At 43.8% G+C, this 25,889-nt stretch carries 25 protein-coding genes; 13 read left to right on the top strand and 12 right to left on the bottom strand.

Annotation, left to right across the window (positions count from 1 at the left end):
* Window positions 1-17 precede the first annotated feature (17 nt).
* The 4 genes from ligA (at window position 18) to cueR (ending at window position 5,047) form a co-directional block, all read left to right on the top strand.
* The gene (ligA, locus tag AB6E52_RS04305) at window positions 18-2,030 is read left to right on the top strand and encodes an NAD-dependent DNA ligase LigA (RefSeq protein ID WP_102320156.1); all 2,013 of its coding nucleotides are present in this window, start codon (window positions 18-20) and stop codon (window positions 2,028-2,030) included.
* 525 nt (window positions 2,031-2,555) lie between these two features.
* Window positions 2,556-3,656 (top strand): porin, encoded by a 1,101-nt coding sequence (locus AB6E52_RS04300; protein ID WP_102320157.1) that lies wholly within the window; start codon window positions 2,556-2,558, stop codon window positions 3,654-3,656.
* A 98-nt stretch (window positions 3,657-3,754) separates the two neighbouring features.
* The gene (locus tag AB6E52_RS04295) at window positions 3,755-4,561 is read left to right on the top strand and encodes a DUF2057 family protein (protein ID WP_102320158.1); all 807 of its coding nucleotides are present in this window, start codon (window positions 3,755-3,757) and stop codon (window positions 4,559-4,561) included.
* A gap of 93 nt (window positions 4,562-4,654) precedes the next feature.
* On the top strand, window positions 4,655-5,047 hold the full coding sequence (gene cueR / locus AB6E52_RS04290) for a Cu(I)-responsive transcriptional regulator (protein ID WP_017061928.1): 393 nt from the start codon (window positions 4,655-4,657) through the stop codon (window positions 5,045-5,047).
* A 64-nt stretch (window positions 5,048-5,111) separates the two neighbouring features.
* Here the strand turns inward: cueR and AB6E52_RS04285 are convergent, their stop codons facing one another.
* The 6 genes from AB6E52_RS04285 to AB6E52_RS04260 form a co-directional block, all read right to left on the bottom strand.
* A complete protein-coding gene (locus tag AB6E52_RS04285) occupies window positions 5,112-5,291 on the bottom strand; it encodes a hypothetical protein (protein WP_017061927.1) in 180 nt (59 codons plus the stop codon).
* A gap of 319 nt (window positions 5,292-5,610) precedes the next feature.
* Entirely contained in the window at window positions 5,611-6,060 is a 450-nt protein-coding gene (locus AB6E52_RS04280) for an NfeD family protein (protein ID WP_016799217.1), read from the bottom strand.
* A 3-nt stretch (window positions 6,061-6,063) separates the two neighbouring features.
* The gene (locus AB6E52_RS04275) at window positions 6,064-6,993 is read right to left on the bottom strand and encodes an SPFH domain-containing protein (RefSeq protein WP_010436654.1); all 930 of its coding nucleotides are present in this window, start codon (window positions 6,991-6,993) and stop codon (window positions 6,064-6,066) included.
* Window positions 6,994-7,204: 211 nt separating this feature from the next.
* Window positions 7,205-8,059 carry a co-chaperone YbbN gene (locus tag AB6E52_RS04270; RefSeq protein WP_102320159.1) on the bottom strand — a complete coding sequence of 285 codons (855 nt, stop codon included), beginning with the start codon at window positions 8,057-8,059 and terminating at the stop codon, window positions 7,205-7,207.
* Window positions 8,060-8,455: 396 nt separating this feature from the next.
* Window positions 8,456-9,283 carry an SDR family oxidoreductase gene (locus AB6E52_RS04265; protein ID WP_017061923.1) on the bottom strand — a complete coding sequence of 276 codons (828 nt, stop codon included), beginning with the start codon at window positions 9,281-9,283 and terminating at the stop codon, window positions 8,456-8,458.
* Between the two features lie 43 nt (window positions 9,284-9,326).
* Window positions 9,327-10,241 (bottom strand): TIGR01777 family oxidoreductase, encoded by a 915-nt coding sequence (locus AB6E52_RS04260; RefSeq protein ID WP_102320160.1) that lies wholly within the window; start codon window positions 10,239-10,241, stop codon window positions 9,327-9,329.
* Window positions 10,242-10,530: 289 nt separating this feature from the next.
* Between AB6E52_RS04260 and AB6E52_RS04255 the strand changes: the two genes are divergently transcribed.
* From AB6E52_RS04255 to yfcE, 5 genes are read left to right on the top strand one after another with little or no spacing between them, the layout of a single operon-like run.
* Window positions 10,531-11,265, top strand: coding sequence for a DUF1538 domain-containing protein (locus AB6E52_RS04255; RefSeq protein ID WP_017072437.1), 735 nt, complete (start codon window positions 10,531-10,533; stop codon window positions 11,263-11,265).
* A complete protein-coding gene (locus AB6E52_RS04250) occupies window positions 11,262-12,056 on the top strand; it encodes a DUF1538 domain-containing protein (RefSeq protein WP_017062208.1) in 795 nt (264 codons plus the stop codon). Before AB6E52_RS04255 ends, AB6E52_RS04250 begins: the two co-directional genes overlap by 4 nt.
* Window positions 12,046-12,396, top strand: coding sequence for a P-II family nitrogen regulator (locus tag AB6E52_RS04245; protein ID WP_017062207.1), 351 nt, complete (start codon window positions 12,046-12,048; stop codon window positions 12,394-12,396). The genes AB6E52_RS04250 and AB6E52_RS04245 overlap by 11 nt, the downstream gene beginning before the upstream one ends.
* Window positions 12,393-12,800 carry a CBS domain-containing protein gene (locus tag AB6E52_RS04240; protein ID WP_017062206.1) on the top strand — a complete coding sequence of 136 codons (408 nt, stop codon included), beginning with the start codon at window positions 12,393-12,395 and terminating at the stop codon, window positions 12,798-12,800. The genes AB6E52_RS04245 and AB6E52_RS04240 overlap by 4 nt, the downstream gene beginning before the upstream one ends.
* A 47-nt stretch (window positions 12,801-12,847) precedes the next feature.
* Window positions 12,848-13,393, top strand: a complete 546-nt coding sequence (gene yfcE / locus AB6E52_RS04235) for a phosphodiesterase (RefSeq protein ID WP_017068995.1) — start codon at window positions 12,848-12,850, stop codon at window positions 13,391-13,393.
* Between the two features lie 24 nt (window positions 13,394-13,417).
* On the opposite strand, the gene AB6E52_RS04230 is transcribed toward yfcE, so the two are convergent.
* From AB6E52_RS04230 to AB6E52_RS04220, 3 genes are all read right to left on the bottom strand, one after another.
* Complete coding sequence (locus AB6E52_RS04230; protein ID WP_017062204.1) at window positions 13,418-13,738, bottom strand: SelT/SelW/SelH family protein; 321 nt, start codon at window positions 13,736-13,738, stop codon at window positions 13,418-13,420.
* A gap of 135 nt (window positions 13,739-13,873) precedes the next feature.
* Window positions 13,874-14,389, bottom strand: coding sequence for a regulatory protein ToxS (locus tag AB6E52_RS04225; protein WP_017068993.1), 516 nt, complete (start codon window positions 14,387-14,389; stop codon window positions 13,874-13,876).
* 1 nt (window position 14,390) lies between these two features.
* The gene (locus AB6E52_RS04220; RefSeq protein WP_017072436.1) at window positions 14,391-15,302 is read right to left on the bottom strand and encodes a transcriptional regulator; all 912 of its coding nucleotides are present in this window, start codon (window positions 15,300-15,302) and stop codon (window positions 14,391-14,393) included.
* Between the two features lie 271 nt (window positions 15,303-15,573).
* Between AB6E52_RS04220 and htpG the strand changes: the two genes are divergently transcribed.
* From htpG to hemH, 3 genes are all read left to right on the top strand, one after another.
* On the top strand, window positions 15,574-17,478 hold the full coding sequence (htpG, locus tag AB6E52_RS04215) for a molecular chaperone HtpG (protein ID WP_017062201.1): 1,905 nt from the start codon (window positions 15,574-15,576) through the stop codon (window positions 17,476-17,478).
* Window positions 17,479-17,867: 389 nt separating this feature from the next.
* The gene (gene adk / locus AB6E52_RS04210) at window positions 17,868-18,512 is read left to right on the top strand and encodes an adenylate kinase (RefSeq protein WP_017062200.1); all 645 of its coding nucleotides are present in this window, start codon (window positions 17,868-17,870) and stop codon (window positions 18,510-18,512) included.
* Between the two features lie 277 nt (window positions 18,513-18,789).
* A complete protein-coding gene (gene hemH / locus AB6E52_RS04205; RefSeq protein ID WP_017068992.1) occupies window positions 18,790-19,752 on the top strand; it encodes a ferrochelatase in 963 nt (320 codons plus the stop codon).
* Window positions 19,753-19,842: 90 nt separating this feature from the next.
* Here hemH and AB6E52_RS04200 read toward each other — a convergent pair whose 3' ends face one another.
* Window positions 19,843-21,228 carry a peptide MFS transporter gene (locus AB6E52_RS04200; protein WP_102320161.1) on the bottom strand — a complete coding sequence of 462 codons (1,386 nt, stop codon included), beginning with the start codon at window positions 21,226-21,228 and terminating at the stop codon, window positions 19,843-19,845.
* Between the two features lie 501 nt (window positions 21,229-21,729).
* Between AB6E52_RS04200 and rfaH the strand changes: the two genes are divergently transcribed.
* Complete coding sequence (rfaH, locus tag AB6E52_RS04195; protein ID WP_017068990.1) at window positions 21,730-22,236, top strand: transcription/translation regulatory transformer protein RfaH; 507 nt, start codon at window positions 21,730-21,732, stop codon at window positions 22,234-22,236.
* A 78-nt stretch (window positions 22,237-22,314) separates the two neighbouring features.
* On the opposite strand, the gene asnB is transcribed toward rfaH, so the two are convergent.
* On the bottom strand, window positions 22,315-23,985 hold the full coding sequence (asnB, locus tag AB6E52_RS04190) for an asparagine synthase B (protein ID WP_102320162.1): 1,671 nt from the start codon (window positions 23,983-23,985) through the stop codon (window positions 22,315-22,317).
* Window positions 23,986-24,220: 235 nt separating this feature from the next.
* The gene (locus tag AB6E52_RS04185) at window positions 24,221-25,807 is read right to left on the bottom strand and encodes a cation:proton antiporter family protein (protein ID WP_102320163.1); all 1,587 of its coding nucleotides are present in this window, start codon (window positions 25,805-25,807) and stop codon (window positions 24,221-24,223) included.
* Window positions 25,808-25,889 lie beyond the last annotated feature (82 nt).

The raw sequence follows: 25,889 nt of genomic DNA, 5'->3' as shown, positions 1-25,889 counted from the left end.
TCACGATAGAGAATGATATGAAAGAATCGATTCAAGTTACCTTAGAGCAGTTAAGAGAAACTCTGCATTATCACGCCGTTCGTTATTACGTAGAAGATAGCCCTGAGATCCCTGATGTCGAGTACGATCGATTAATGCAGCAATTGCTAAAGATCGAAGAAGAGAACCCGGAACTAGTGACAGTAGATTCTCCGAGCCAACGTGTTGGTGGTCAGCCTCTCGATGGTTTCACTCAAGTGACTCATGAGATCCCAATGCTTTCTCTGGACAATGCTTTCTCTGATGAAGATTTGGATGCGTTCAATAAGCGAATGTCTGATAGAGCGCCAACCGCTAACCTCAAGACTTTCTGTTGTGAACCTAAGCTTGATGGCCTTGCAGTTAGCCTACTCTATGTGAATGGTATTTTAGTTCAGGCTGCGACACGTGGTGACGGTGCGACGGGTGAAAACATCACTGAAAACGTGCGTACGATCAGCTCTATCCCACTTAAGTTACAAGGTGAAGGCTGGCCGCAGCGTATTGAAGTTCGTGGCGAAGTGTTTATGCCAAAAGCGGGTTTCGATAAGTTGAATGAGATGGCGTTGAAGAAAGGCGAGAAAGTATTTGTTAACCCACGTAATGCCGCCGCAGGTAGCCTGCGTCAGCTTGATTCCCGTATTACTGCGAAACGTCCGCTAGCTTTCTACGCATACAGTGTCGGTGTTGTACAAGGCGCTGAGCTATCAAATAGTCACTACGAACGCTTTTTACAGCTTAAAGGTTGGGGCTTACCTATGTGCCCCGAGACTAAGCAACTGAGCTCTCTCGAAGACGTGAAAGCCTATTACCAAGATATTATGACTCGTCGTGATGCTCTGGCTTACGAGATTGATGGCGTTGTTATCAAAGTCGACGATATCGCGGCTCAAGAAGTGCTTGGTTTTGTTGCTAGAGCGCCACGTTGGGCAATTGCTTATAAGTTTCCAGCTCAAGAAGAGATTACACTGCTCAATGACGTTGAATTTCAGGTGGGCCGTACTGGCGCTATTACGCCGGTTGCTAAACTTGAACCTATCTTCGTTGGTGGCGTGACGGTCAGCAATGCCACTTTACACAATGCCGATGAGATTGCGCGTTTAGGCGTGAAGGTAGGCGACAGCGTTATTATTCGCCGTGCAGGTGACGTTATTCCACAAATAGTGGCTGTTGTACTAGATCGTCGCCCTGAAACGGCTAGAGACATTGTTTTCCCTGATGCTTGCCCAGTATGTAGTTCTGCGGTTGAGCGTGTAGAAGGTGAAGCTGTAGCGCGTTGTACTGGCGGTTTAGTCTGTCAGGCGCAGCGTAAAGAAGCACTTAAACACTTTGTTTCTAGAAAGGCGCTAGACGTTGATGGACTGGGCGTGAAAGTTATTGAGCAGCTTGTGGACCGTGAAATGGTCGAAACACCTGCTGATTTATTTAAGCTAAGTGCTGGCGTGATTACTGTTCTTGACCGAATGGGGCCTAAATCGGCACAGAACGTCGTGAGTGCGTTGAATAAAGCTAAAGACACGACGTTAGCGCGTTTCCTCTATTCACTCGGTATTCGTGAAGTCGGTGAGGCGACAGCGATGAACTTAGCGCAACACTTTAAGACGTTGGAACTGGTTCAAGCAGCTACTCATGAACAATTAGTTGAAGTGTCAGATATTGGTGACATCGTTGCTAGCCATATCACCAGCTTCTTCTCACAAGAGAAAAACAGAGCGGTCGTCGATCAGCTGATAGAGCTAGGTGTGAATTGGCCAATCATCAAAGAAGCTGCCGATGACCAAGAGCTACCATTAGAAGGTAAAGTCGTTGTGTTAACAGGCTCATTGTCGCAATTAGGTCGAAGTGAAGCTAAAGCTGCGTTACAAGCATTAGGTGCGAAAGTGACGGGTAGCGTATCGAAGAAAACGGACATCTTGTTTGCCGGTGAAGCTGCGGGTTCTAAATTAACTAAAGCACAAGATTTAGGTATCGAAATAAGAACAGAAGAAGATCTAATTGCACTTATTTCGTAAGTAAACCAAGGTAAAAAAAGCTCAAAAGCACTCCTTTAAAGGGAGTGCTTTTTTTGTGTCTGCTGCAAATTAGATGCCTTTTTAATTGTTGAGAATTTTGTTCCTATACGAACTCTAAAATCAGGACAGTGACGCCGCTCAACATTAATGAAATACCATTCTAGTTGTATCATAATTGCGAGTCATATCTATTTTTACAAAGTTATAATTACCTCAAGTTGTTGAATTTATTGGTATTGATTTTGTTTTGGTGAGGATTTTTCTATTTATCGATCTGGATCACTAAGTACCTATTAAATTTGCACCAACTCATATTTTTTTAGATGAAAATTAAGTTCTCATTGATCTTTTTGAGGGCGAAGTTAGTCTTAATGCCATGGATGCACATGATGTGTATAACCAGAAAGGAAATAGAGAATTCAGAGTTTAGGGTTCTCAAACAAGAAAAGGTATTTCTCTCTACGGCGGCCAACTTTAGGCGGGGAATATTCAAACAGCTATATCCATTTTTAGGAGTTTTATTCCATGGAAAACAAAATTTTCAAACGTACTCTACTAGGTGCAACGGTTGCACTTTTATCGACAGGCGTAATGGCGAAAGAAGTTGGTATCAACTCTGATTTCAACGTTGACGTATACGGTGTTGCAGCTATCTCTCTAGTTAACTACAACACGACTGATAACAATGACTCTAGCTCTGGTTACGCAGTAGAGAACGAATCTCGTATCGGCTTCCGTGCTCATAAAGAGATGTTTGATGACGTATTAATCACAATGCAGATTGAATCTGGCTACGTAGATAGCACAGACTGGGGTCATGGCGGCGTTTCAGGCGGTGTGCTTGGTTTCCGTGATACGTTCGTTGGTGCTTCTGGCTCTTGGGGTAACCTGCGTGTGGGTCGTGTTCTTACTCCACTATACGAAATCGTCGACTGGCCATTCTCTAACCCTGGTCTAGGTTCTGTATTCGATTGGGGCGGCATCAACGGTCACTACGATCGTCAATCTAACCAAGTTCGTTACGATTCAGCTAAATTTGGCGGTTTCTCTTTTGCAGCTTCTGTTGGTCGTGACGATAACGACAACGGTGGTGGTGCAGCAACTCGTGACGCAAACTTTGTTGGCGCAAGTGCTAAGTACAGCTTCGAGAAAGTAACATTAATGGGTGCGGTTGAATCTGGTACACGTGTAACTCCAGCTGTTGATGCTGGTTTTGAGTTTAACCCAGAGACGGGTATTGACCCTGTAGCTGCTGCTGCGGAAATTAAAGACGATACATTTGCGTACATCGTTGGTTTTGAAGCTAGCCTACCTGCAGGTTTTGGCTTCGCAGCAGCTTATAAAGGCGAAGAGCTAGATAACAGCATCCGCAAAGTAACTCAAGATTCTTACTCTATCATCGGTCAATACTGGAATGGTCCAATCGGTTTCAAACTAGGCTACGCAGCTAACCTTGAGTCTGAAACAAACGGTAAGAAAGACGCTAACTCAGACAGCAACACTATTTCTGGTCAGTTAATGGCTGTTCATAACGGTTTCGTACCTTACCTACGTGTAGCGGGTCGTACTGTTGGTGACGCTGATACAGATATCGTAACTCGCGTTGGTCTTGAATACGGTTTCTAAGCTAGAATCTTCAGCTCAAACAGTTAGATAAAAATCAAAACGCTGGTAAATTTTGTTTGCCAGCGTTTTTCCATAGTGAACATAAGGAATTAGTCATAATGAATAAAGTTAGTGTAGTCGTATTATCATTATTTTTGGGAGCTTGTAGTTCACTCGATTCACAAAGTAATTTTGCAGACTCAGTTGCTGATGTGCAGCCCAAAGGTGGTTACATTAAAGTAACCGGTCAATCTTACGTAGCAGAAAATAGAGCAAATGTAGGCGCAGACATTCTCAAGTCGTCGCTTTACTTTACATACAATAAAGAAGTAACACCAAATACTGCCCCAGAATCTTCAATTACTATGGACGTGAGTTACTTCCAAAGTTACAAAGAGTACGAAACGGTTAGTTTTTTTGGTAAAACGATAGAATTAGAAGATAGACAAGTACCAAGAGAAAGCTGCAGCGAGCACTGTACTAAGACTCAATATATTAAGTTTCCATTAAGTGACGCTGATATTCAGCAAGCAAGACAAAAGAATTTAGAATTTACGCTTGAAGGCCAAAACTCAGTCATGAGCACGACTTTTATCGTACCAAAGGCGTATATCGATACAATTTATAACGGTGCAAATAATCATACAGCTATCGCGGTTGCTCCAGTCGCGGCTGTTCCAGTAGCAGCAGTAGTTGCTGAAGAGCCAAAAGCATCACAAGCACAAGAGATGGTGAATTACTGGTATGGTGAAGCAACCAAAGAAGAGCAATCTGCAGTAACAGATTGGGCATTCAAGAACCGTAAGAACGCTAACCCAGCATTACTAGAAGGCTCAAAAGAGATCGAAATGGTTTCATACTGGTTCAATAAGCTAGACAGTGAAGAAAAATCTCAAACTATGATTTGGTTGTTAGAACAAGAGTAAGTTTCTAACGTTACACCCTAGCTATGTTTTTCAGCCGCAGTATTGTATAACAGCAGTACTGCGGTTTTTCATTTTAGGCTTACAGGTAAGATTGTGAATATTGGTGAAGTAGCGAAGCGTGTTGGTACAACAGCGAAATCCATTCGTTTTTACGAAAGTAAAGGCATGATGAGCCCACCGCACCGATCAGAAAATGGTTACAGGCAATATGGCGAGATTCATATCGAACAGTTAGAGTTCGTTTTGAGAGCTAAAATGGTTGGTTTCACTCTCGATGAGTGTAAGTCACTGGTTGAGTTGGCAATGAATCCCAACAGACAAAGCTACGAAGTAAAGAAGAAGGCTACTCAGAAGTTAGATGAAATAGAGTTGAAGCTTGCGGAGTTAAACAAGATGAAGGTGCAGCTACAATCTTGGGTACATGACTGCCCTGGAGATACTTCAACGGAATGTCCTATCTTGAATAATCTATCTGGCCGCAGTTAGGTTATTCCAGTTCTAAATAATCGTCAGGCAGCAATTTCATTACTAGCCTGACTTTAATCACCTATCACAGCACCTTTCCGCCGTAATGTTTACAGATCAACAGTGGTACATGAGTGACTGCGTTACCATCTGAACACTTAACGATAGGCCCCATGTTTCCGTTACCAGGAGACTGACTGCTCGCTAGAGCGCTTCCAAATGACAAGCTGAAAATAGCCGTTAGAATTATTAAAAAATGTCTCATACAAACTCCATTAGGTTTATCTCTAATTGAGATAATTGAAAGTATGGACAAGGAAAAGAAAATTTCAAAAATTAGACAGACTTAACATTTTTATTAATTATAATTAAGCGAGTTTACGGCTTCCAATTCATATACATGTTGGTAAATAAACTAGGCTTTCTTATATCTTTTTAATCTTATTACGTAAATTAGCCTTACGAAATAAGAACTTATTTTTTATTTAGTTTGAACTATCACAATGATAATTCGAATATTATTGAGCCCTGAAAATCCCCTAAGCCTACACTTGTTCAAAATGCAGGCCTTATATTTCATTTGGCTATAAAGGTTCTATTATTAGAACAATTCCGTCTAAAGCGATGATCTTAATTTCGGTACCAGAAGGGATATCTTGACTCGCTCTTGCTGACCAAGAAGAGTCGCCTACCTTAATACGGCAATTCCCGCGCTGAATATCTTCTGTTAAACGAACCGTTTGACCTACCAGTTGTTTCTCTCTTTGGTTTAACTCTCGCCCTGCGTCTGATTCCTTGTCATTAGACAACTGCCTTCTCCACCACAGCCAAGTGGTAATAAGAGAGAAGCTCGCGAAGGACAACCATTGCATCTGCCAACCGATCGGTAGTGCGCCTAATAGGGCACCGACGAGCATGGCAGATATCCCTATCCATAAAAAGTAACCAGCGGTTCCAATCAGCTCAAGTGCTAGCAGTGCTAGACCAAACGCTAACCAATGCCAATGGTTTACTTGTTCTAGTAATTCGACCATAAGTTAGTCCTTACTACCCTTGTCATTCTTATGTGCAAACATCTCTGCGATACCTGCAACAGAACCCATTAGGCCAGTTGCTTCGAGTGGTAACATGATGATCTTACCGTTTTCAGCTTGGCCAATAGACTTCAATGCGTCGGTGTAACCTTGTGCTATAAAGTAATTAACTGCCTGCATGTCACCTTGAGCGATAGCTGTTGATACCATTTCTGTTGCTTTCGCTTCTGCTTCTGCAGCACGCTCACGCGCTTCTGCTTGCAGGATTGCTGCTTGCTTTTGACCTTCCGCTTTGAGGATCTCTGATTGTTTGTGGCCTTCTGCTTTTAAGATCTCAGCTTGTCGCACACCCTCTGCCTCTAAGATATCAGCACGTTTGTTACGTTCGGCTTTCATCTGAGCATTCATCGCGGCAGTAAGATCGGCTGGTGGTTGTACATCTTTAATCTCTATACGTGTAACCTTTACGCCCCAAGGATTTGTTGCTTCATCAACGATATTTAACAATTTGGTATTGATCATATCACGTTGGCTAAGCATCTCATCTAGCTCCATGGAACCAAGCACAGTACGGATATTAGTTAGGGTTAAGTTACGGATCGCATGCTCAAGATCATTGACTTCATAAGCTGCCTTTGGGGCATCTATGACTTGTACAAAGCACACCGCATCGATAACCACATTTGCGTTATCTTTGGAGATGACTTCTTGAGCCGGGATATCGAGAACTCGCTCCATCATACTGATGCGTTGTCCAACTTTATCGATAAATGGAATGATCAGATTTAATCCTGGCTTGAGTGTTTGTGTATAACGACCGAAGCGTTCTACAGTCCAGTTGTTGCCTTGCGGAACCGTTTTTACTCCAGCGAAAATGAACAGTATTGCGACGACAGTAAAGACGCCGATGGTAATTAATGTATCAATAGCCATACAAAATCCTTTGTAAGTTTAAGTTTTTGATAGTTCATTACTCATACTGGCTCATATTTAAAAATCGAGCAAATCTATAAATGAGAAATGGGCCATAAAACCTTGATTTTATGGCCCATTTAACGTTGTTCGATTCGTACGGTCTGCTGAGGGTTTGTTATCTATCGAGATAGGTATAAGCTAAACACTACGCTGTGATATGTGTGCTTTACTAATACAGTAGCGAGTACAGTTGACGACGGTATTTACTCGCAACTGCGTTACCTTGTCCTAATGCACTTAAGATATCCATGAACTCTTTCTTCATGTCACCATCGAGCGTATTGAGATCTTTAGCTAGGAATGACCAAAGTAGATCCATAGCTTCTTCGCTACGATTTACTTGGTGATATTGCAATGCCAATTCAGAAGCGGTCTTCGCATCGCCTGGACTTTGCTGTAAAGCCGCTTCTAATGCTTGGATTTCTGGGCTGTCAGCAGCTTGCTTGTGAAGTTCAAGCTTAGCGACTAAGCCTTTATAGTAGTTGTCTTGGTACTCGAGAGGGATAGTGGCAAGCTGAGTTTCAGCGAGTTCAAACTGTTGTGTCTCTAAAAGGCATTCAGCGATAGCCAGTTTTACTTCACCTTTGTTTGTTAACTCTGTTGGCAGTTGTTGCATTGCCGAGAGTGCTTGTGCGTGCTCACCGGCTTGCATTTGCTCTAGAGCTTGGCGCAAAGCGAGCTCTTCTTGACTAGGTAAGTGCTTACTTAGCATTTCCACAATCGCTTCCACGCTTTGAGGACCACCTAATCCATCGACAGGTTGACCGTTAACAAACAGTGCGATGGTTGGCAGTGCTTGTACACCAAACTGGCTAGCAATGGCTTGCTCTTGCTCGCAATTCAACAGGGCTAGGGTGAAAGCGCCGTTGTATTGCTGAGTTAATGTTTGTAGTTCAGGAATGACTTGGGCGCTCTCTTGGCTCATTGGTGCCCAAAAATGGATGAGTACAGGAGTCTGCATCGAACCTTCTAATACTTGGCGAAAGTTCTGTTCATTAAGTTCAACAATATGCGGAGATTGCATTTACGTTCCTTGAGGGTTGTTTTATGGATACGTTGCAAATATGGGGGGATAAGTTGGTAACTTCAAGATCTAACTCTGTTATCTCAGATAAAAAGAGACAAATATAGAAAAACGCTATGCTTCTATGTTGGTAAAGTAGTTGTCTCTACATGGAAGGCATAGCGTTATCATAAAGGTAGTCAGTGAGGTGTTGCGTGAGATACTCAAAACAGAATAAACAACGTAATAGCCAAACCCACACCTACCCAATTAAGGCGGTTTAAAGTCATGAAGTTTCCAGAGTCTATTCATCAATCGGGAATAATTGATGAGATAGGGTAATCATGACATCTTATTGTTACGGAAAAATTACATCGTTACATTAAAGTTTGCGACTCTGCATTCAAAGTTAGTAATTTATGCAGCTTTTCTCAAAATAGGGTCTAGCAAGCGACTCGGTAGAATCCTTTTCAATACCGCGAACACTTTAGTCGGGGTCGTAACTCGGTATCTTAGCTTGGGTTTGTCGGCGGTGAGAGCATGGAATACCGGCTCAATACAACTTTCTGGAGGCAGGACAAAAGCGTTATTCGATGATTCTTTTTCGAGTCGATCTTTTTGTTGTTGGTAAGCGTCTTGGTGGGCGCTGCCAGAAATGTTGATCCATTTATTGAACGCTTTCAAGGCATTGGTTCTAAATTGAGTCTCAATTGGCCCTGGTTGCAGTAATGAGATCTGTATACCGCTGCCATGCAGTTCTAATCGTAAGGTATCTGTCCAACCCTCAATCGCGAATTTAGAAGCATTATAAGCACCACGATACTTCATGGCTGCAAAACCTAATACGGAACTGTTTTGTACGATTCGACCTTCGCCACGCTCGCGCATGTGCGGAAGGATCTGACAGACGAGATGATGCCAACCAAAGAAGTTGGTTTCGAATTGTTCTCTGAGTCCTTGGGTCGGTAAGTCTTCTAGCGCACCTGCTTGACCGTAAGCACCGTTATTGAATAATCCATACAATCCATTAGGTGCGAGATCAATAGCAAGCTTGGCGCCATGCTCAATACTTTCTTGGTTGGAAAGATCTAATTGAATACAGGTGAGGCCTTCATCTTGAAGGCGTTGAACATCTTGTGGATCACGACAAGATGCAATGACATGAAAACCACGCTTTTGAAGTGCATGAGCACATGTATAGCCAATACCTGTTGAGCAACCGGTAATCAGAATCGACTTGTTCACACTTAATCCTTTATTAGAGTCTCTATCGCTCTAGGGTAAAGAATTAGTCTTGATGTTGTAACAAGTTTTTTAGTGCTGGCTCGATTCTTGAGTAACTAAAGATGAATCCCATCTCAGTGAGTTTCTTCGGCTTGGAGCGAATGCTGTCAAATAGCAAACAAGATGATTCCCCCATGAGAATCGACATTGCCCATTTCGGCGTGAATAAGAAATGCGGTCGGCCTAATTGTTTCGCTAACGTGCTGCTGAACAGTTTGTTGGTCACAGGGTGAGGGGAACACATATTGAATTCCCCTTGAGCGTGGGGGAGTGACAACAAGTGATTGATGGCTCTCACCATATCGAGAATGTGAATCCATGGCATGTACTGCTCACCTGAACCTATTGGACCACCGACGCCGAGTTTATAAGGCAATAGCATCTTCTTGAGTGCGCCGCCATTCTCGCCAAGTACAACCCCTGTTCGCAGTAGTATCACGCGTGTGCTTTCTGATTGTGCTCTCTTGGCTATCTCTTCCCAGTGGGCACAGACTTTATGAGGAAAGCTTTCATCTTCTACTTGCAGTGACTCGTCAAACGGGTGCTGCTGTTGATCGCCATAGTAACCCACGGCTGAACCGCTAATAAAAGCGTGTGGCGGGTTGCTACTGGCATGAATTAATTCGACCAGCTTTTCAGTGATGTGCCAGCGGCTGTTACAGATCCTCTCTTTTTGTTCTGTACTCCAACGCTTATCGGCAATCGGCTCACCCGCGAGGTTGACCACCACATCAAAGTCATTGAGATCACTGAGCTCATCAAGGGATTGAATGTAATGAAGGTTGTTCTGGTTGAGGTGATTTAGGTTTTGCTTCGCATTTTCAGGACTCCGCGTCAGCAATGTCACGTCGTCAGTGTTCCAACTCTTGACCAATTCAGAGCCAATAAATCCAGTACCACCCGTTAACAATATCTTCATACCAATCTCCCTATTAAACATAATTATAGACATGGCTTGTTTTTAGTCGCCAATCAATACGAAAAAATCACTATAACGATCATAAGGTTTCAATCGTGTGATGCCCAAATTACGCCTTTTTCAATTTACAAAGGAGTGAAATTAAATTCATCAAGTCAGGATGTGTACCGTCATCACACTTATGCACTTTACTCGGATATGTTACCAACTGCGTAATATTTGTCACATAAGCAATGATAAGGATTTGCCATGATTATTATTAATTCATAATCAACGACAAGGAATTGCGATGACGGCGGTGCTTGCTTTGTTTCGATCCATGTTAGGTAGCCTGAGGGATCTATTGCCAATCGTGGCGGTAATCGCTTTCTTCCAGCTTGCTGTCTTACAAGAGCCACTTCCTCATCTTTTATCTATTCTGACTGGCTTAGTGCTCGTCGTTTTTGGACTCACTTTCTTTATCTTTGGCCTTGAAATGGGGTTGTTTCCAATTGGCGAATCGATGGCTCAAGCATTTGCCAGAAAGGGGAGTGTGTTCTGGTTATTGATCTTCGCTTTTTGTTTGGGTTTTGGTACCACCATAGCCGAGCCAGCGTTAACCGCAGTCGCTGCCGAAGCCGCAGAAGTGGCAGCTGAGGGAGGTGTAATCCCCAATACGTTAGATGAAATGGAGCAGTATGCCAATGGCCTGCGCTTTACTGTGGCACTGTCAGTCGGTATCGCTATTTTACTCGGTGTGCTGAGAATCTTAAAAGGTTGGCCAATCCAGTACATGATCATCGGTGGATATATTGGAGTGGTCGTGCTCACTGCATTTGCTCCGGAAAACATCATTGGAATTGCGTATGACTCTGGTGGAGTAACGACATCGACGATCACCGTCCCATTAGTAACTGCGTTAGGGGTGGGTTTAGCCTCGGCAATTAAAGGGCGTAATCCGATGATAGATGGTTTTGGGTTGATCGCGTTTGCTTCGTTGCTGCCGATGATGTTTGTCATGGTGTACGGGATGGTGGTGACATGATCAGTGTTCAACAATTTATCGACACCTTTCTCGGCACTGTGATGGATGTGATCCCGATTGCGATCATCATCTTCGGTTTTCAGTTGGCGGTATTACGAAAGCCAGTCAATAACCTAGCCAAAGTGCTGATCGGTTTCTTCTACGTCATTCTTGGCTTATCACTCTTTTTGATGGGATTGGAACTCGCGTTATTCCCTCTAGGGGAGACGATGGCAATGCAACTCACCGAGCCAAGTTTTTTGACTGAGTTTAAGATCAGTTCTGGTCTTGCTTTGGCTTGGTTTGATTATTACTGGGTCTATCTTTTCGCGTTTTGTATTGGTTTCAGCACCACGATAGCCGAGCCCTCTTTGATTGCTGTAGCGATTAAGGCGAACCAAGTTTCCGGTGGCAGTATCAGCGTCAATGGGCTGAGGATCGCCGTGGCATTGGGCGTTGCTATCGGTATCTCACTGGGCAGCTACCGTATCGTTGCGGGTGACCCGATCCACTACTACATCATTTTTGGTTATGTCGTCGTGGTCATTCAAACCTTTTACGCCCCAAAACTCATTATTCCATTGGCCTACGATTCGGGTGGCGTCACTACATCAACGGTGACAGTCCCTTTAGTGACGGCGCTCGGGCTTGGACTCGCTTCAACCGTACCAGGAAGAAACCCTGTTATTGATGGCTTTGGGTTGATCGCCTTTGCCAGCTTATTTCCCATCATTTCAGTGATGGGCTATGCCCAAATAACACAATGGTTAAACCGTTTACACACCTCTAAGGAGAGCAAAGATGCGCTTTAAACTTATCTTAGCGTTTGTAGAAGAGAGCAAGACCGACACTGTGCTCGATGCCGCGCGTGATGCGGGCGCGACTGGAGCAACGGTGATTAACAACGCCAGAGGGCAAGGCTTAAACCAAAAAACCACCTTCTTTGGCCTAACCCTAGAGGTACAAAAAGATGTGTTGCTGTTTGTGGTTGAGGAACACTTAGCGAGGCATATTCTTGAAACTATTGGCGAAGTCGGTGAGTTTGACCAGGAGTCAGGACAAGGTATAGCGGTGCAGATCGATATCGAAGACGCAGTCGGGGTTGCGCATCAAGTCGAGACGTTAACAAAGGTTGTGGAGGATGAGCTATGAGTACCAGTGAAAAGATCCGAGTAGGCGATGTCATGGCCAATACGTATGTGATTATCGATGGGCTAACCACGGTGTTAGAAGCGATAGAGATGGCTAAAAAGCACAAAGTGAAGGCAATCATTGTCGATAAACGCCACGAAGATGACGAATACGGCATCGTATTGATGAATGACATTGCCAAGAAAGTACTGGCTAAGAACCGATCTCCAAAGCGAACCAATGTTTATGAGATCATGACCAAGCCAGCGCTAAGCGTGTCTGCTGAGATGAACGTAAAGTATTGCGCTCGCTTGTTTGAACGCTTTGGTATCAGTCGTGCGCCAGTAGTTCGTGATAACAAGATAGTCGGTATGGTTAGTTACAATAATATCGTGATCAACGGTATGGCGAGAGATGACGTGTAGCATTTAGATACGTACAATAGGCTCATAAATTTTATGGAGAAGTACGTGTGAAATTATTTTTTGCTTCAGACCTACACGGTTCGCTGCCAGCAACAGAAAAGGTATTAGAACTCTACCAAGCATCTGGTGCGCAATATTTAGTTCTATTGGGTGACATTCTGAATCATGGACCAAGAAACCCGATCCCAGAAGGGTATAACCCGCCGGCGGTTGCAGATAAGTTGAATGCGTTTTCTCAAGAGATCATTGCTGTTCGTGGTAACTGCGATAGCGAAGTGGATCAGATGTTGTTGTCTTTTCCAATGATGATGGATTACTCGTGGGTGCTATTAGAATCAGGCCAGCGTATCTTCCTAACGCATGGCCATTTGTACAACACCAATAAACGCCCTGCGTTGAAGGCGGGCGATATCATTGCACACGGTCATACCCATATTCCTGTCGCCGAATACCAAGATGACATCTTTATCTTTAACCCTAGCTCGGTGACATTCCCACGAGAGGGACACGCGGCAAGCTATGGCATCTATGAAAACAATACCTTCAAAGTCATTAGCCTTGAAGGTGATGTTCTCGTGAGTGGTCAGCTTTAACTCATTGGATCGGCTGTGAAAGGCTTATTTTGAGTCCACGTGGCCGAGATCTCTGTCTGGAGCAATGATGTTTCGTACTCTTTGCTTCAGAACTTTCGCCTCTGGAAAACCGTCATCTGCTTTTCTTTCCCAAATCTGCACACCATTACAAAAGATTTCGAACCTGCCTCCTGTGTCTGGGTGTAAGCTCACTTGTTCAATTTCTTCGCTGAAGGTATGCAGTAGCTCTTGGCATAACCAACTAGAGCGAAGCATCCAATTGCATTGACGGCAATAGTGTATCGCGATTGTGGCTTTTGTTGCTGTCTCTTTCGCTGGCGCCAGATTAGGTTGTTCCGTTTTCATGGTTAATCCTTAAAATGCTACATCCGTAATTTGATACCAACGGCTAACAAAAAAGGGGCTTCATGCCCCTTTTTTCTATTGGTTTACCGTTTCATGGTATTCAGCTATTCATAAACAGTAAATAGCGATCCAATCTTAGTTTGAAAACAATACGGTAGAACCATGATTTAAGCTAGTCAGTAGCAGTGCCTTCGGGTTAACAATATCTATGCGTCGGCTTTGCTCTGCGTCCATCTTAATGACTTGAGTGATCAGCTCTAGCTGTTCTTCTGAAAAGTCTTGGCGCTCAGCCGAGGTCACATCTTTAAACTCCGTTGGCGAAATCAGTAAGTAGTTATCGTTAATATCCCACTGACCCGTTTCAGAGATGTTGATGACATTCGCAGGTGCAGTTTGAGTGCTGTACAGTCTAACCACTGACATTCTTAAATATGTACCATTTGGTAGGTATTTCGCATTCGATGATAGTTCAACTCTACGAAGTGGGCCTATTGAGTCAGCTTGCTTGTTATCGCTAATCAGCGTCACCATTCTCGACTGCCATTCATGCTGAGTGAGCAAGCGCTCTACTTTTGCATTGCTGCTCCAATATAGCCAACCACTCAAAAATGCCGATAGAACCAGTAAGATAATCGATACTTTTAATTTCATGTTACTTACCACCGTTACAAATGTCGTTTACATCCGACTGGTTTGCGTAAATTCTTAGGGTTACATTTTCGCTCGAGTAATCTTGCGGGTGAATGTAATTGAGGGCAAGGTTATTGGTTTGTCCTCCTGTAGCGATCACTTCAGCCGGCTTTAACACACCAGTGTGACTCGTGTTGTAACTTAATACACACTTTTCTATTGCTGGCAGCCAACTGCTGAGGTCTGGGTGGTTAACCGGTGATTGAACCTTTACACCATCCACTTCAGTCAAAACCGTGAACTCGGACTCCGCCGGGGTAGTAAACGTTAAAACGAGAATCGGCATGATGAAAGCGGCAAGCAGTAACCAAAATGTTAACCATTTATTGGTGCTTTTAGCCGGAGCTACAACAGGAGCGGTTGCTGGTTCTACTGCCACTTTAGTTTGTTGAACTTTTGTAATTGGCTCAGGTTCAAATGTGTCAGTGATTGCTTGTTCAGTCGCTGCAGGCGTTGCAAACGTTAGGATAGGTTCAACGTCATTTTCTGCAATTTCAGCGGCTACTGGCTGATCATTTGATGACAGTGGCGCAGAGCGCTCAACGGTCGCAATAAATTGGTAACCGCGCTTCGGTACTGTCTTTACGAATTCAGGAGATTTAGTCGAGTCTTTGAGCATCTTTCTCAGAGTCGATACGGCTTGCGTTAAGCTTGAGTCATCCACCTCAAAGCCTTGGTCTCGCCAAACATACTCATGCAATTCATTACGAGTGATAACTTCATTAGGCCTTTCTGACAGCATCAAGAGAATGCGGCTTTCATTGCTACCAAGACGTACGACTTCACCGTCGCTCATTTGATCGACAAGTGAATTGCTGTTTGGGTCGAATACGAACCGTTGTGCGAGAATAAACTTTGTGCCGATATTACTCATTGAATTCTTCTATTTTGGATTGTTTTGGGGGGAGAAATAGACAAATCTCAGGTGAAGTTCCGTTAATTCTTCACCAAATCATGGCTTATTTTATGTTCTTTTATATTTATCCGGCTCAAGGATAATAAAAACAGATAAAAAAAACAGTGTTTTTATGATTTTTGACCTTGAATTTACATTTGTCATCCTCATGTTAATGAACAGAAGAGTGGCATCAAGTGTTACGCCCCTATGATTATTCAACATAAAGTATAGATGTTTTGGAGTAAAAATGAGCGAAACGGCAACGCAAAATAAAGAGACTCGTGGCTTTCAATCTGAAGTAAAACAACTACTTCATCTAATGATTCACTCACTGTATTCAAATAAAGAAATCTTTCTACGTGAGCTGATCTCTAACGCATCTGACGCGGCTGATAAGCTTCGTTTTCAAGCTCTATCGAACGGTGACCTTTACCAAGGTGATGCAGATCTAGGTGTAAAACTTTCTTTCAACGCGGAAGCAAACACGTTAACCATTTCTGATAACGGTATCGGTATGAGCCGCGACAACGTTATTGAGCATTTAGGTACGATTGCTAAGTCAGGCACTGCAGACTTTTTCTCAAAGCTGTCTGAAGACCAAAGCAAAGACTCTCAACTGATTGGTCAATTTGGTGTGGGTTTCTATTCTGCATTCATCGTCGCAGACGCGGTAACGGTTCGCACACGTGCAGCTGGCCTGCCGAACAATGAAGCTGTTCAGTGGCACTCTGCAGGTGAAGGCGATTACACAATCGAAGACATCACTAAAGAGTCTCGTGGTACTGACATCGTTCTGCACATGCGTGAAGACGGTAAAGAGTTCTTAAATGAGTGGCGTCTGCGTGAAGTGATTGGTAAATATTCTGACCACATCGGTATTCCTGTTTCTATCTTCACAGCAGTGAAAGATGACGAAGGTAAAGACACCGAAGAGAAACATTGGGAACAGATCAATAAGGCGCAAGCGCTTTGGACTCGCAACAAATCTGATATCGAGAAAGAAGAGTACCAAGAGTTTTACAAGCACGTATCTCACGACTTTGCTGATCCACTAACCTGGAGCCACAACAAGGTTGAAGGTAAGAACGATTACACAAGCCTGCTTTACATCCCAGCGAAAGCACCTTGGGACATGATGAACCGTGACCACAAGAGTGGCTTGAAACTTTACGTGCAGCGTGTATTCATCATGGATGACGCAGAGCAGTTCATGCCATCTTACATGCGTTTCGTTCGTGGCTTGATTGACTCAAACGATCTGCCATTGAACGTGTCTCGTGAAATCCTGCAAGACAACAAGGTAACTCAGTCTCTTCGTGGCGCATGTACCAAGCGTGTACTGACTATGCTTGAGCGCATGGCGAAGAATGACAATGATAAGTACCTAGAGTTTTGGAAAGAGTTCGGCCTAGTATTGAAAGAAGGCCCGGCTGAAGATATGGCGAACAAAGAGAAGATCGCTGGTCTACTTCGTTTCTCGTCAACGGAAGTGGATTCTGCTGAACAAACCATCAGCCTAGAATCTTACGTTGAGCGCATGAAAGAAGGCCAAGATAAGATTTACTACCTGACAGCAGATAGCTACGCTGCCGCTAAGAACAGCCCACACTTGGAGCAGTTCAAAGCTAAAGGTATTGAAGTGGTTCTAATGTACGATCGTATTGATGAGTACGTAATGAACTACCTGACTGACTTCGACGGTAAACAGTTCCAATCGATCACTAAAGCAGGCTTAGACCTAAGCAAGTTTGAAGGTGAAGAAGAGAAAGAGAAGCAAAAAGAGACAGAAGAAGAGTTCAAATCTGTTGTTGAGCGTACTCAATCTTACCTAGGTGGTCGTGTTAAAGAAGTTCGTACGACCTTCAAGCTAGCAACGACACCTGCGGTTGTTGTGACTGACGACTTCGAAATGGGCACGCAAATGGCGAAGCTTCTTGAAGCTGCGGGTCAAGCGGCACCGGAAGTGAAGTACATCTTCGAGATTAACCCTGAGCACGCACTGGTTAAACAGATGGCTGACGAAGCAGACGAGCAAGCGTTTGGTCGTTGGGTTGAGTTGCTACTTGGTCAAGCGATGCTGGCTGAAAAGGGCTCAATGGAAGATCCGTCACAATTCTTGGGTGCAATCAACGAGCTACTAACAAAGCGTTAGTCTTTCGACTTTAGGTTAAGCCAACAATTACAATAAAAAGCTCGCAAATGCGGGCTTTTTTTTATGAACGTCGTTGAAAATTGACCTAACGTGGTCAACGTCACCGTTATCGTCACAACAAATGTTGTCGATGCATTCTTTAGTCGTAAATTCAGCCAAATTGAATATTAATGTGATAGAATGCTCGACCTAATCAGCTGGGGCTAAGAAGCAACTATCTCCAGTTGTATGATTTTTAAACGTTATACCGAAACTTACCGTTTTGCTTCTGTTCACAGTTTTGCTTAGCCTCAATGGTTACTTAACGCTTTCTGTTCATCCTAAAAATGAGCAAGAATGGAGGGATAGTGAGCTTCGGTATAAATCATAATTTTATAAGAGGATTAAACATGCGCATCATTCTTCTAGGTGCTCCTGGCGCGGGTAAAGGTACTCAAGCTAACTTCATCATGAACAAATTTGGTATCCCTCAAATTTCAACTGGTGACATGCTACGTGCTGCTATCAAAGCGGGTACTGAGCTTGGTAAGCAAGCAAAATCAGTAATCGACGCTGGTCAGCTAGTTTCTGATGAAATTATCCTTGGTCTTATCAAAGAGCGTATCGCTCAAGATGACTGTGAGAAAGGTTTCCTACTAGACGGTTTCCCACGCACAATCCCACAAGCTGATGGCCTAAAAGAAATGGGCATCGCTGTTGATTACGTTGTTGAATTTGACGTAGCTGACGATGTGATTGTTGAGCGTATGGCTGGTCGTCGTGCTCACCTTCCTTCTGGTCGTACATACCACACTGTGTACAATCCGCCTAAAGAAGAAGGTAAAGATGACGTAACGGGTGAAGACCTAGTGGTACGTGATGACGACAAAGAAGAAACAGTTCGTGCACGTCTAGGTGTATACCACGATCAAACAGCTCCGCTAATCTCTTACTACGGTAAAGAAGCTGAAGCAGGTAACACTCAGTACCTTAAGTTTGACGGTACTAAGCAAGTTGCTGAAGTTAGTGCAGAACTTGAGAAAGCACTAGCATAATTGGCTAACAGCCAGTTTTAGAATTTGATATATTGGAAGCGACCTTAAGGGTCGCTTTTTTTGTTTCAATTTTTAGTACGATACCAATCTATATAACTTGATTGCACATGATTCAGAACGGTTCAGACCCGACGGCAGTGGCTAGCAATTGAGAGTGGATGTTGTGTATCTCATATGAAGAATGATTATTCAGACTTTCATTGAGGCGCAATGATCTTAAACTTATGCAGATTAGTATATTACTTTCCAGAAAATCACATATTGGTCTCAGGTATCTATGGAAAATAATAAAAAGCAGGGCGTTTTACTGGTGAACTTAGGAACGCCAGATGCGGCGACCCCCGCTGGCGTTCGTCGATTTTTGAGTGAATTCTTACACGACAAGCGAGTTGTAAACCTAACGCGTTGGCTTTGGTGTCCTATATTACATGGCGTGATTTTACCGATTCGCTCGCCTAAAGTTGCTAAGCTGTATCAGTCTGTCTGGATGGATGAGGGCTCACCACTGCTTGTGTACTCTCAAAGACAAGCTGAAAAGCTCCAGAAAAAACTAGAGATGCCTGTTGCACTGGGTATGACCTATGGCAACCCAAGCCTAAAGACTGGTGTTGAGCAACTGATGGAGCAGGGCGTTGAGGACATCATCGTACTGCCTCTGTATCCGCAGTACTCTGGCACAACCACAGCAGCGGTTTCTGATGGTTTGACCAAAGCCTTTAAGCAGATGCCAGTTATCCCGAGCTATCGCTTTATTCGCGACTACTACGCGCACCCAAGCTATGCAAAAGCATTGGCTGAAAGCGTCCGCAGTCATTGGGATAAAAATGGCAGAGCCGATCATTTAGTGTGTTCTTTCCACGGTATTCCGAAGCGACTGGCTGATGAAGGCGATATCTACCCTCAGCATTGTGAAGCGACAACAAAGCTGCTTGCGGCAGAGTTAGGTTTGTTAGCGGACGATATCACCATGACATACCAATCGCGATTTGGTCGAGAAGAGTGGTTGAAGCCATACACTGACGAGACACTTGAGTCACTGCCGAGTAAAGGCATCAAGAAGATCGACATCATGGCACCTGCCTTTTCGGTTGACTGTTTGGAAACGTTGGAAGAGATTTCAGACCAGTGTAAAGAGACGTTCATTGACGCTGGTGGTTCGGACTTTAGCTACATTATGTGTCTGAACGACAGAGACTCACACATCGACATGATGGCTGAACTAGTGGCGCTTCATCGCTAACTGATATGGCGATTGAATAGATAACAAAAGGGCTGCTCATTGAGCAGCCCTTTTTGATCTTGATGTTTCTTCTTGAAATCGATCTAGCTATTAAGCGACCGAAGTTTCTGCTTTTGGTTCTGCTTCAAGCGTCATGTTGGTTTCTACACCATGCATCCATGATACAAGCTTACCAGCACAAAGCAGCAGTAATATGGCACTCACCGTTGCTGTGATAGCAATACCACTGAAGATTGACATAGCACCAAGCTCACCAACGTGAGAACCGACCAGGCCTGCCACGTAGTTTGCCACCGCATTGAAGCCAAACCATGCACCCATCATCAATGATGCTAGGCGAAGCGGAGCTAACTTAGTGACCAACGACAGGCCAATAGGCGATAGACAAAGCTCACCAAGGGTATGGAAGAAGAAAGCACCGACTAGCCATAGCATTGATGTTTTCACGGTTAGGTCACCGCCTTGCTCCATTACCGCGCCTATCATGCACACAAAGCCCAGTGCTAAGAAGAACAATGCCATTGCAAACTTAACAGGAGAGTTGGGTTCACGCTTACCCAGTTTCACCCAGAACGCAGCAATGATTGGAGCAAGTGTAATGATGAAGAATGGGTTCAAAGATTGGAACCACGCAGCAGGAACTTCAAAGCCACCAATCATACGGTCAGTATATTGTTGAGTGTAGATGTTCATTAGGCCGCCAGCTTGTTCAAAGCCCGCCCAGAAAACAATCACGAACAGACCCATGATAAGAATCACTTTTAGTCTGTCGAACTCTTCTTTGGTCAGTGGCGCTTTTTCTTTAGATTTGTTTAGTGCTTTCGCTCTTGCAGCAGCAGGTACAGAACCGATGTTGCCCAACCAAGACTGAGCCATTGTCACTTGCATGATCAAGCTAATAACCATACCAATACCAGCGGCTAGGAAACCTGCTTTCCAACCGAATGAATCGACAGCAGCACCTGAAATTAAGCCACCAAGCAGCGCACCTAAGTTGATGCCCATGTAGAAAATGGTGAAAGCACCGTCACGGCGGTTATCGCCTTCTTGGTACAGATCGCCAACCATGGTTGAGATGTTCGGCTTAAACATACCGTTACCACTGATTAGCAGTGCTAAACCAAGGTACAGCGCGTTCACTTGGTCTAAACCGATGAAGCCGTTAGGTAGAGCCATTGTAAATTGGCCAAGTGCCATCAATACACCGCCAATCATAATTGATTTACGCTGACCTAGGTAGTTATCGGCAATCCAGCCACCAATTAATGGTGTGATGTAGACTAAGCCGGTGTAAATACCGTAGAGATCGAGTGCGTCTTTCGTTGACCAACCCAGTCCACCGTTGAGGGTAGTGTCAGTCAAAAATAAGACAAGGATGGCACGCATCGCATAGTAAGAGAAACGTTCCCATAGCTCTGTGCTAAAAAGTAGAAATAGGCCTCTAGGGTGGCCAAAGATGTTGTGGTTGCTTGGCATAAGTTTTACTAATTTCAGGTATTAAAAGATTTTATAGTCATTCATGTATACACAGTGGGATAAAAGTCTGCAATAGACTTATTTTATGGTCACGACAACTTGGTTTAACTAAGATGTTGATATTAAATATCTTTATTTTTAATGTTGCCCATTTTAGATGTGCTGCAAACTAATTTTCCAGATTTGAGTTGGTTGGTTAATAACCTTCATTAAAGTTGTGTTGAATTGAAATCTTTAGATATATTGCTCTGGTGTATCATTTTGAGTTTTAAGGGAGTGGCATGCGCATTAGCTGGGGCATACATATGCTTACAACAATGAGTCTTTTGATCTCTAAATGATCTCTGTACAATGCTTAACCACTCCGACACCTATAACTTTTTGTTGATAAATTGGTCTGCTACGCATTATTTTTCGTTAGCAACGATTCATTTTATTAATGGTGATTTAACCGTTTTAGGCATGTGGTAAAATATCTAAAAATATAAAATGGCTAGTCAAATGAAACGTTGGTATTTGCTTTACTGTAAGCGTGGTGATCAAAAACGCGCTCAGCAGCACTTAGAGAATCAGGGGGTAGAGTGCTTTTACCCTCAAATAGAAGTCGAAAAGGTGGTGAGAGGGAAAGAAAAGCAGGTCAAAGAACCGCTGTTTCCGTCTTACATCTTTGTTCGCTTCGACTATGAGCAAGGTCCTAGCTTCACGACCGTTCGTTCAACACGTGGCGTTGTGGACTTTATTAAGTTCGGTTCACTGCCGCACGAGGTCCAAGGAGACTTGGTGTTTGAACTTAAAGAGTTTGAGAAGTGCTGCAGTAACGAAGTGGAAGATTGTTGTGTTGAGTTTGAATCTGGACAGGTAGTTAAGATTCAGAGTGGCCAATTTGCTGGGGTTGAAGCTATTTTCGATCAGAAAGACGGTGAGGCTCGATCGATTATGCTGGTGAAAATGATCAGCCAAGTCGTTCCAATCAGTATTGAGAACGAAGCACTACAAGCTCGCGCATAACTGCAGTAATAAAAATAGGCTTAAAACAAAAGGCGCATAATGCGCCTTTTTTAGTCTTTAGGATTTGTTCAAAACGCTCTAAGCGTTGTAAGCATCGTTGTGAACGGCTTGTACTGCACGGCCTGATGGGTCGACACAGTTTTTGAATGACTCATCCCACTCAATCGCTTTCGCTGATGAACAAGCAACTGAAGGACCACCAGGTACACACTCTGCCGCAGATTCTAGAGGGAATAGCTCCTCAAAGATTTCACGGTAAGCATAACCTTCTTTGGTTGTTGGCGTGTTGTAAGGGAAACGGAACTTAGCAGCTTCCATTTGTTGATCCGTTACTTTTGCTTCAGCCGTTGCTTTCAATGTATCAATCCAATCGTAGCCAACACCATCAGAGAACTGCTCTTTTTGACGCCATGCGATTGAATCTGGTAGGTAGTCTTCAAAACACTCACGCAGGATGTGTTTCTCCATCTTACCGTTACCGCACATCTTATCTTCAGGGTTCAGACGCATTGCGACATCGATGAACTCTTTATCCAAGAATGGTACACGGCCTTCAACACCCCATGCCGCTAGCGATTTGTTTGCACGAGCACAGTCGAACATGCTTAGAGCAAGCAGTTTACGTACTGTCTCTTCGTGGAACTCTTTCGCGTTTGGCGCTTTATGGAAGTACAGGTAACCACCAAAGATTTCATCAGCACCTTCACCTGAAAGTACCATCTTGATGCCCATCGCTTTGATCTTACGAGCCAGCAAGTACATTGGCGTTGATGCACGAATCGTCGTTACATCGTAAGTTTCGATATGGTAGATAACGTCACGGATTGCGTCTAGGCCTTCCTGAATAGTGTAAGTCATCTCATGGTGCACAGTTCCGATCTTGTCCGCAACTTCACGAGCAGCGATAAGGTCTGGTGCGCCTTCAAGACCAACAGCGAACGAGTGCAGTTGTGGCCACCAAGCTTCAGATTGCTCATCATCTTCGATACGCATTGCCGCAAAGCGTTTTGCAACTGCTGAAGTAATTGATGAATCCAGGCCACCAGATAGAAGTACACCGTAAGGAACGTCAGTCATTAGTTGACGTTTAACGGCTGCTTCTAGCGCTTCAGTCAGTTCTTCTTTGCTTGTGCTGTTGCCTTGTACCGCAGCGTACTCGTTCCAATCGCGGATGTAGTAGCGTTGAGGTTCAGCATCTTTCGAAGAGTAGAAGCTACCTGGAGGGAATTCACTGATCGTCTTACATACTTCAACCAATGCTTTCATCTCTGAAGCCACGTAGTAGTTGCCGTGCTCATCGTAACCTTGGTAAAGCGGGATGATACCAATATGGTCGCGGCCCACTAGGTACTCGTCTTTCTCTTCGTCGTATAAAACGAATGCGAAAATACCGTTAAGCTCTTCTAGAAGGTCTGCACCCATCTCTTGGTATAGCGCTAGGATAACTTCACAGTCAGAATCAGTCTGGAACTGGTACTTATCTTCATAGCGTGCACGAAGTTCTTTGTGGTTATAAATTTCACCGTTTACTGCAAGAATGTGCTTTTTGTCTTGACTGTATAGTGGTTGAGCACCACTGTTCAAGCCAACAATAGCAAGACGTTCATGAGCAAGGATTGCTTTTTCACCAGCATAGATACCAGACCAGTCTGGACCACGGTGACGAAGCTTCTTAGACATTTCTAAAGCAATAGGGCGAAGTGTTGCGGCATCACTTTTAATGTCGAGAATGCCAAATACTGAACACATAGAACTTCCTCTTAAATAATTTCCAAATCAACTGCATTCAATTTGCCATTCTGGCTAAAAAAAGCAACCGGATGTGAGCAAAAAAATAATATAAAGGGTGTTCTGTTAGAAATTATCTAATTTTTATGTGCTTTTGGTGTGTGATGTTTAATTGCGGTTGGTTTTTTAAACAAAAACCTCTCAAAAGTGCGAAAAATTGGCAGTTTTGAGAGGTTTAGTTGAACACTGTCTAATACTAGATTTTATTGATATTTGGATTTAACTGTTCGCAAACGTGGCGAGCAAAACCACTACCAGCCTCGCTGTAAATGTTAAATGCCGCATCAACGCCATTCTCTTTCAGTGTTTCGAGTTGATCGGGATATTCAGCAATAGCCGCAATTTGGCCTTTAAAGTTACGTGACTTTAATTGTTCTAAAGCGGTTTGATTACCTTGGTGGTGAGGCATTGCCAAAATCACCAGCTTTACGTTTGCTGTATCTAGAATTCGCTCCCAGAAATCTGGGTCAGTCGCGTCGCCAGAAATCACGTTTCTGCCTTGGCTTCTGTGGTTGTGCGCGGCTTCTTCACGCACTTCTACACCTAGGCTGACCTTGCCATAGCGAGTACGTAATTCGTCATAAGCACCGGTACCAATTCGGCCCATACCTAGAATAAGCACTTGGGCACGACCAGGGTCAATTCGCTTATCACGTCGGTGAAGCTTTTCTGACGCATGCTCTTTTAGCCATTTACCTGACTGCTGATAAAGCTTATGACCAGCTCGGTTTAAAGGAGCAGCGATTAGAAAAGACAGTGAAACTGCAATGGCAACGGCAACTAAGATATCACCCGACATCCAACCCATCTTGAAGGCGAGACCACCAACGATGAGGCCAAACTCGCTATAGTTAAACAGTGATAGCGAGGCAAGTAGAGACGTTCGAACACGGAACTTGAAGCGGTTGAGTACCAAGAAGTAGAGAACACCTTTCACTGGCAGCATCAGCAAGAACAAGATTGCGAGCATAAAGCCTTGAATGGTTGGTTGCTCTGACAGACCAATATTCAAGAAGAAACAGACAAGGAAAAGTTCTTTAAGGTTAAACAGCGACTTTGATAATTCTGAGGCTTTTGGGTGACCAGCAAGTAACATACCTAGAACAAGAGCCCCCAAATCTGGTTTCACACCAACCAAATGGAATAAACCAGCACCGACGACTAATGCGAAGAAGATGCCGGAAAGAACCAGCATCTCACCGTGACCAACCCAATCGAGCACTTTGTAGAACAGTGGGCGTAATAAGGGTAGGGCAAACAGAGCAATTGCATACCACTCAGGTATTTTGCCCGTAGAAGCCGTTAAGAATACTACGGCGAAGATATCCTGCATGACCAAGATACCAATCGCTAACGTTCCGTAGGTCGCATTCATTTCGCCTTTCTCTTGCAGAGTCTTAACCGCAAATACAGTACTAGAGAATGAAAGAGCAAAACCGAGCAGAACGATCTGTTCTACCGACATGGCAGCTAGCGATGAAATACCTAAGAACTTAAAGCCAAACAGGGCGACGGCGAAAAACAGAGTGGACAAAAGGTTGTGGATTGTCGCGCCAGCCCAGATCTCTTTAGAGAATAGGGTTTTGATATCGAGCTTTAAGCCGATAGTAAATAGAAGCAGCGTGACACCAAGGTCAGCTAAAGTAATGATGGTGTCATTGGTTTCAAAGCCAAAGGCAAAAAGCCCAAAGCCTGCAACCAAAAAACCAACTAATGGGGGAAGGTGACACTTTAAAGCAATAAATCCTGCGATAAACGCAGTGGATATTAATATAAGTTCCATAACTTGTTGTTGTAGTTCCCTAGCTTAAAAAAACGGGCCGTGTTTATACAAACACGGCCCGCGGAAAATCAGAATTGTTTTC

It is taken from the genome of Vibrio sp. 10N.247.311.13 (genome assembly GCF_041467595.1).
In the GTDB taxonomy this organism is placed as follows: domain Bacteria; phylum Pseudomonadota; class Gammaproteobacteria; order Enterobacterales; family Vibrionaceae; genus Vibrio; species Vibrio crassostreae_C.
Note: the sequence above shows the minus strand (reverse complement) of the source record. Positions and strands in the feature narration are given on the sequence as shown.

Bases quoted from the DNA above. Each gene is read 5' to 3' on its own strand.
- AB6E52_RS04185 (WP_102320163.1), bottom strand. From the start codon at position 25,807: ATGGAACTTATATTAATATCCACTGCGTTTATCGCAGGATTTATTGCT.
- AB6E52_RS04285 (WP_017061927.1), bottom strand. From the start codon at position 5,291: ATGAGACATTTTTTAATAATTCTAACGGCTATTTTCAGCTTGTCATTT.
- AB6E52_RS04270 (WP_102320159.1), bottom strand. From the start codon at position 8,059: ATGCAATCTCCGCATATTGTTGAACTTAATGAACAGAACTTTCGCCAA.
- AB6E52_RS04255 (WP_017072437.1), top strand. From the start codon at position 10,531: ATGACGGCGGTGCTTGCTTTGTTTCGATCCATGTTAGGTAGCCTGAGG.
- ligA (WP_102320156.1), top strand. From the start codon at position 18: ATGAAAGAATCGATTCAAGTTACCTTAGAGCAGTTAAGAGAAACTCTG.
- AB6E52_RS04225 (WP_017068993.1), bottom strand. From the start codon at position 14,389: ATGAAATTAAAAGTATCGATTATCTTACTGGTTCTATCGGCATTTTTG.
- AB6E52_RS04275 (WP_010436654.1), bottom strand. From the start codon at position 6,993: ATGGCTATTGATACATTAATTACCATCGGCGTCTTTACTGTCGTCGCA.
- htpG (WP_017062201.1), top strand. From the start codon at position 15,574: ATGAGCGAAACGGCAACGCAAAATAAAGAGACTCGTGGCTTTCAATCT.
- AB6E52_RS04260 (WP_102320160.1), bottom strand. From the start codon at position 10,241: ATGAAGATATTGTTAACGGGTGGTACTGGATTTATTGGCTCTGAATTG.
- AB6E52_RS04230 (WP_017062204.1), bottom strand. From the start codon at position 13,738: ATGAAAACGGAACAACCTAATCTGGCGCCAGCGAAAGAGACAGCAACA.
- AB6E52_RS04280 (WP_016799217.1), bottom strand. From the start codon at position 6,060: ATGGTCGAATTACTAGAACAAGTAAACCATTGGCATTGGTTAGCGTTT.
- adk (WP_017062200.1), top strand. From the start codon at position 17,868: ATGCGCATCATTCTTCTAGGTGCTCCTGGCGCGGGTAAAGGTACTCAA.
- AB6E52_RS04250 (WP_017062208.1), top strand. From the start codon at position 11,262: ATGATCAGTGTTCAACAATTTATCGACACCTTTCTCGGCACTGTGATG.
- AB6E52_RS04295 (WP_102320158.1), top strand. From the start codon at position 3,755: ATGAATAAAGTTAGTGTAGTCGTATTATCATTATTTTTGGGAGCTTGT.
- asnB (WP_102320162.1), bottom strand. From the start codon at position 23,985: ATGTGTTCAGTATTTGGCATTCTCGACATTAAAAGTGATGCCGCAACA.
- AB6E52_RS04220 (WP_017072436.1), bottom strand. From the start codon at position 15,302: ATGAGTAATATCGGCACAAAGTTTATTCTCGCACAACGGTTCGTATTC.
- AB6E52_RS04200 (WP_102320161.1), bottom strand. From the start codon at position 21,228: ATGCCAAGCAACCACAACATCTTTGGCCACCCTAGAGGCCTATTTCTA.
- AB6E52_RS04245 (WP_017062207.1), top strand. From the start codon at position 12,046: ATGCGCTTTAAACTTATCTTAGCGTTTGTAGAAGAGAGCAAGACCGAC.
- hemH (WP_017068992.1), top strand. From the start codon at position 18,790: ATGGAAAATAATAAAAAGCAGGGCGTTTTACTGGTGAACTTAGGAACG.
- AB6E52_RS04240 (WP_017062206.1), top strand. From the start codon at position 12,393: ATGAGTACCAGTGAAAAGATCCGAGTAGGCGATGTCATGGCCAATACG.
- AB6E52_RS04300 (WP_102320157.1), top strand. From the start codon at position 2,556: ATGGAAAACAAAATTTTCAAACGTACTCTACTAGGTGCAACGGTTGCA.
- rfaH (WP_017068990.1), top strand. From the start codon at position 21,730: ATGAAACGTTGGTATTTGCTTTACTGTAAGCGTGGTGATCAAAAACGC.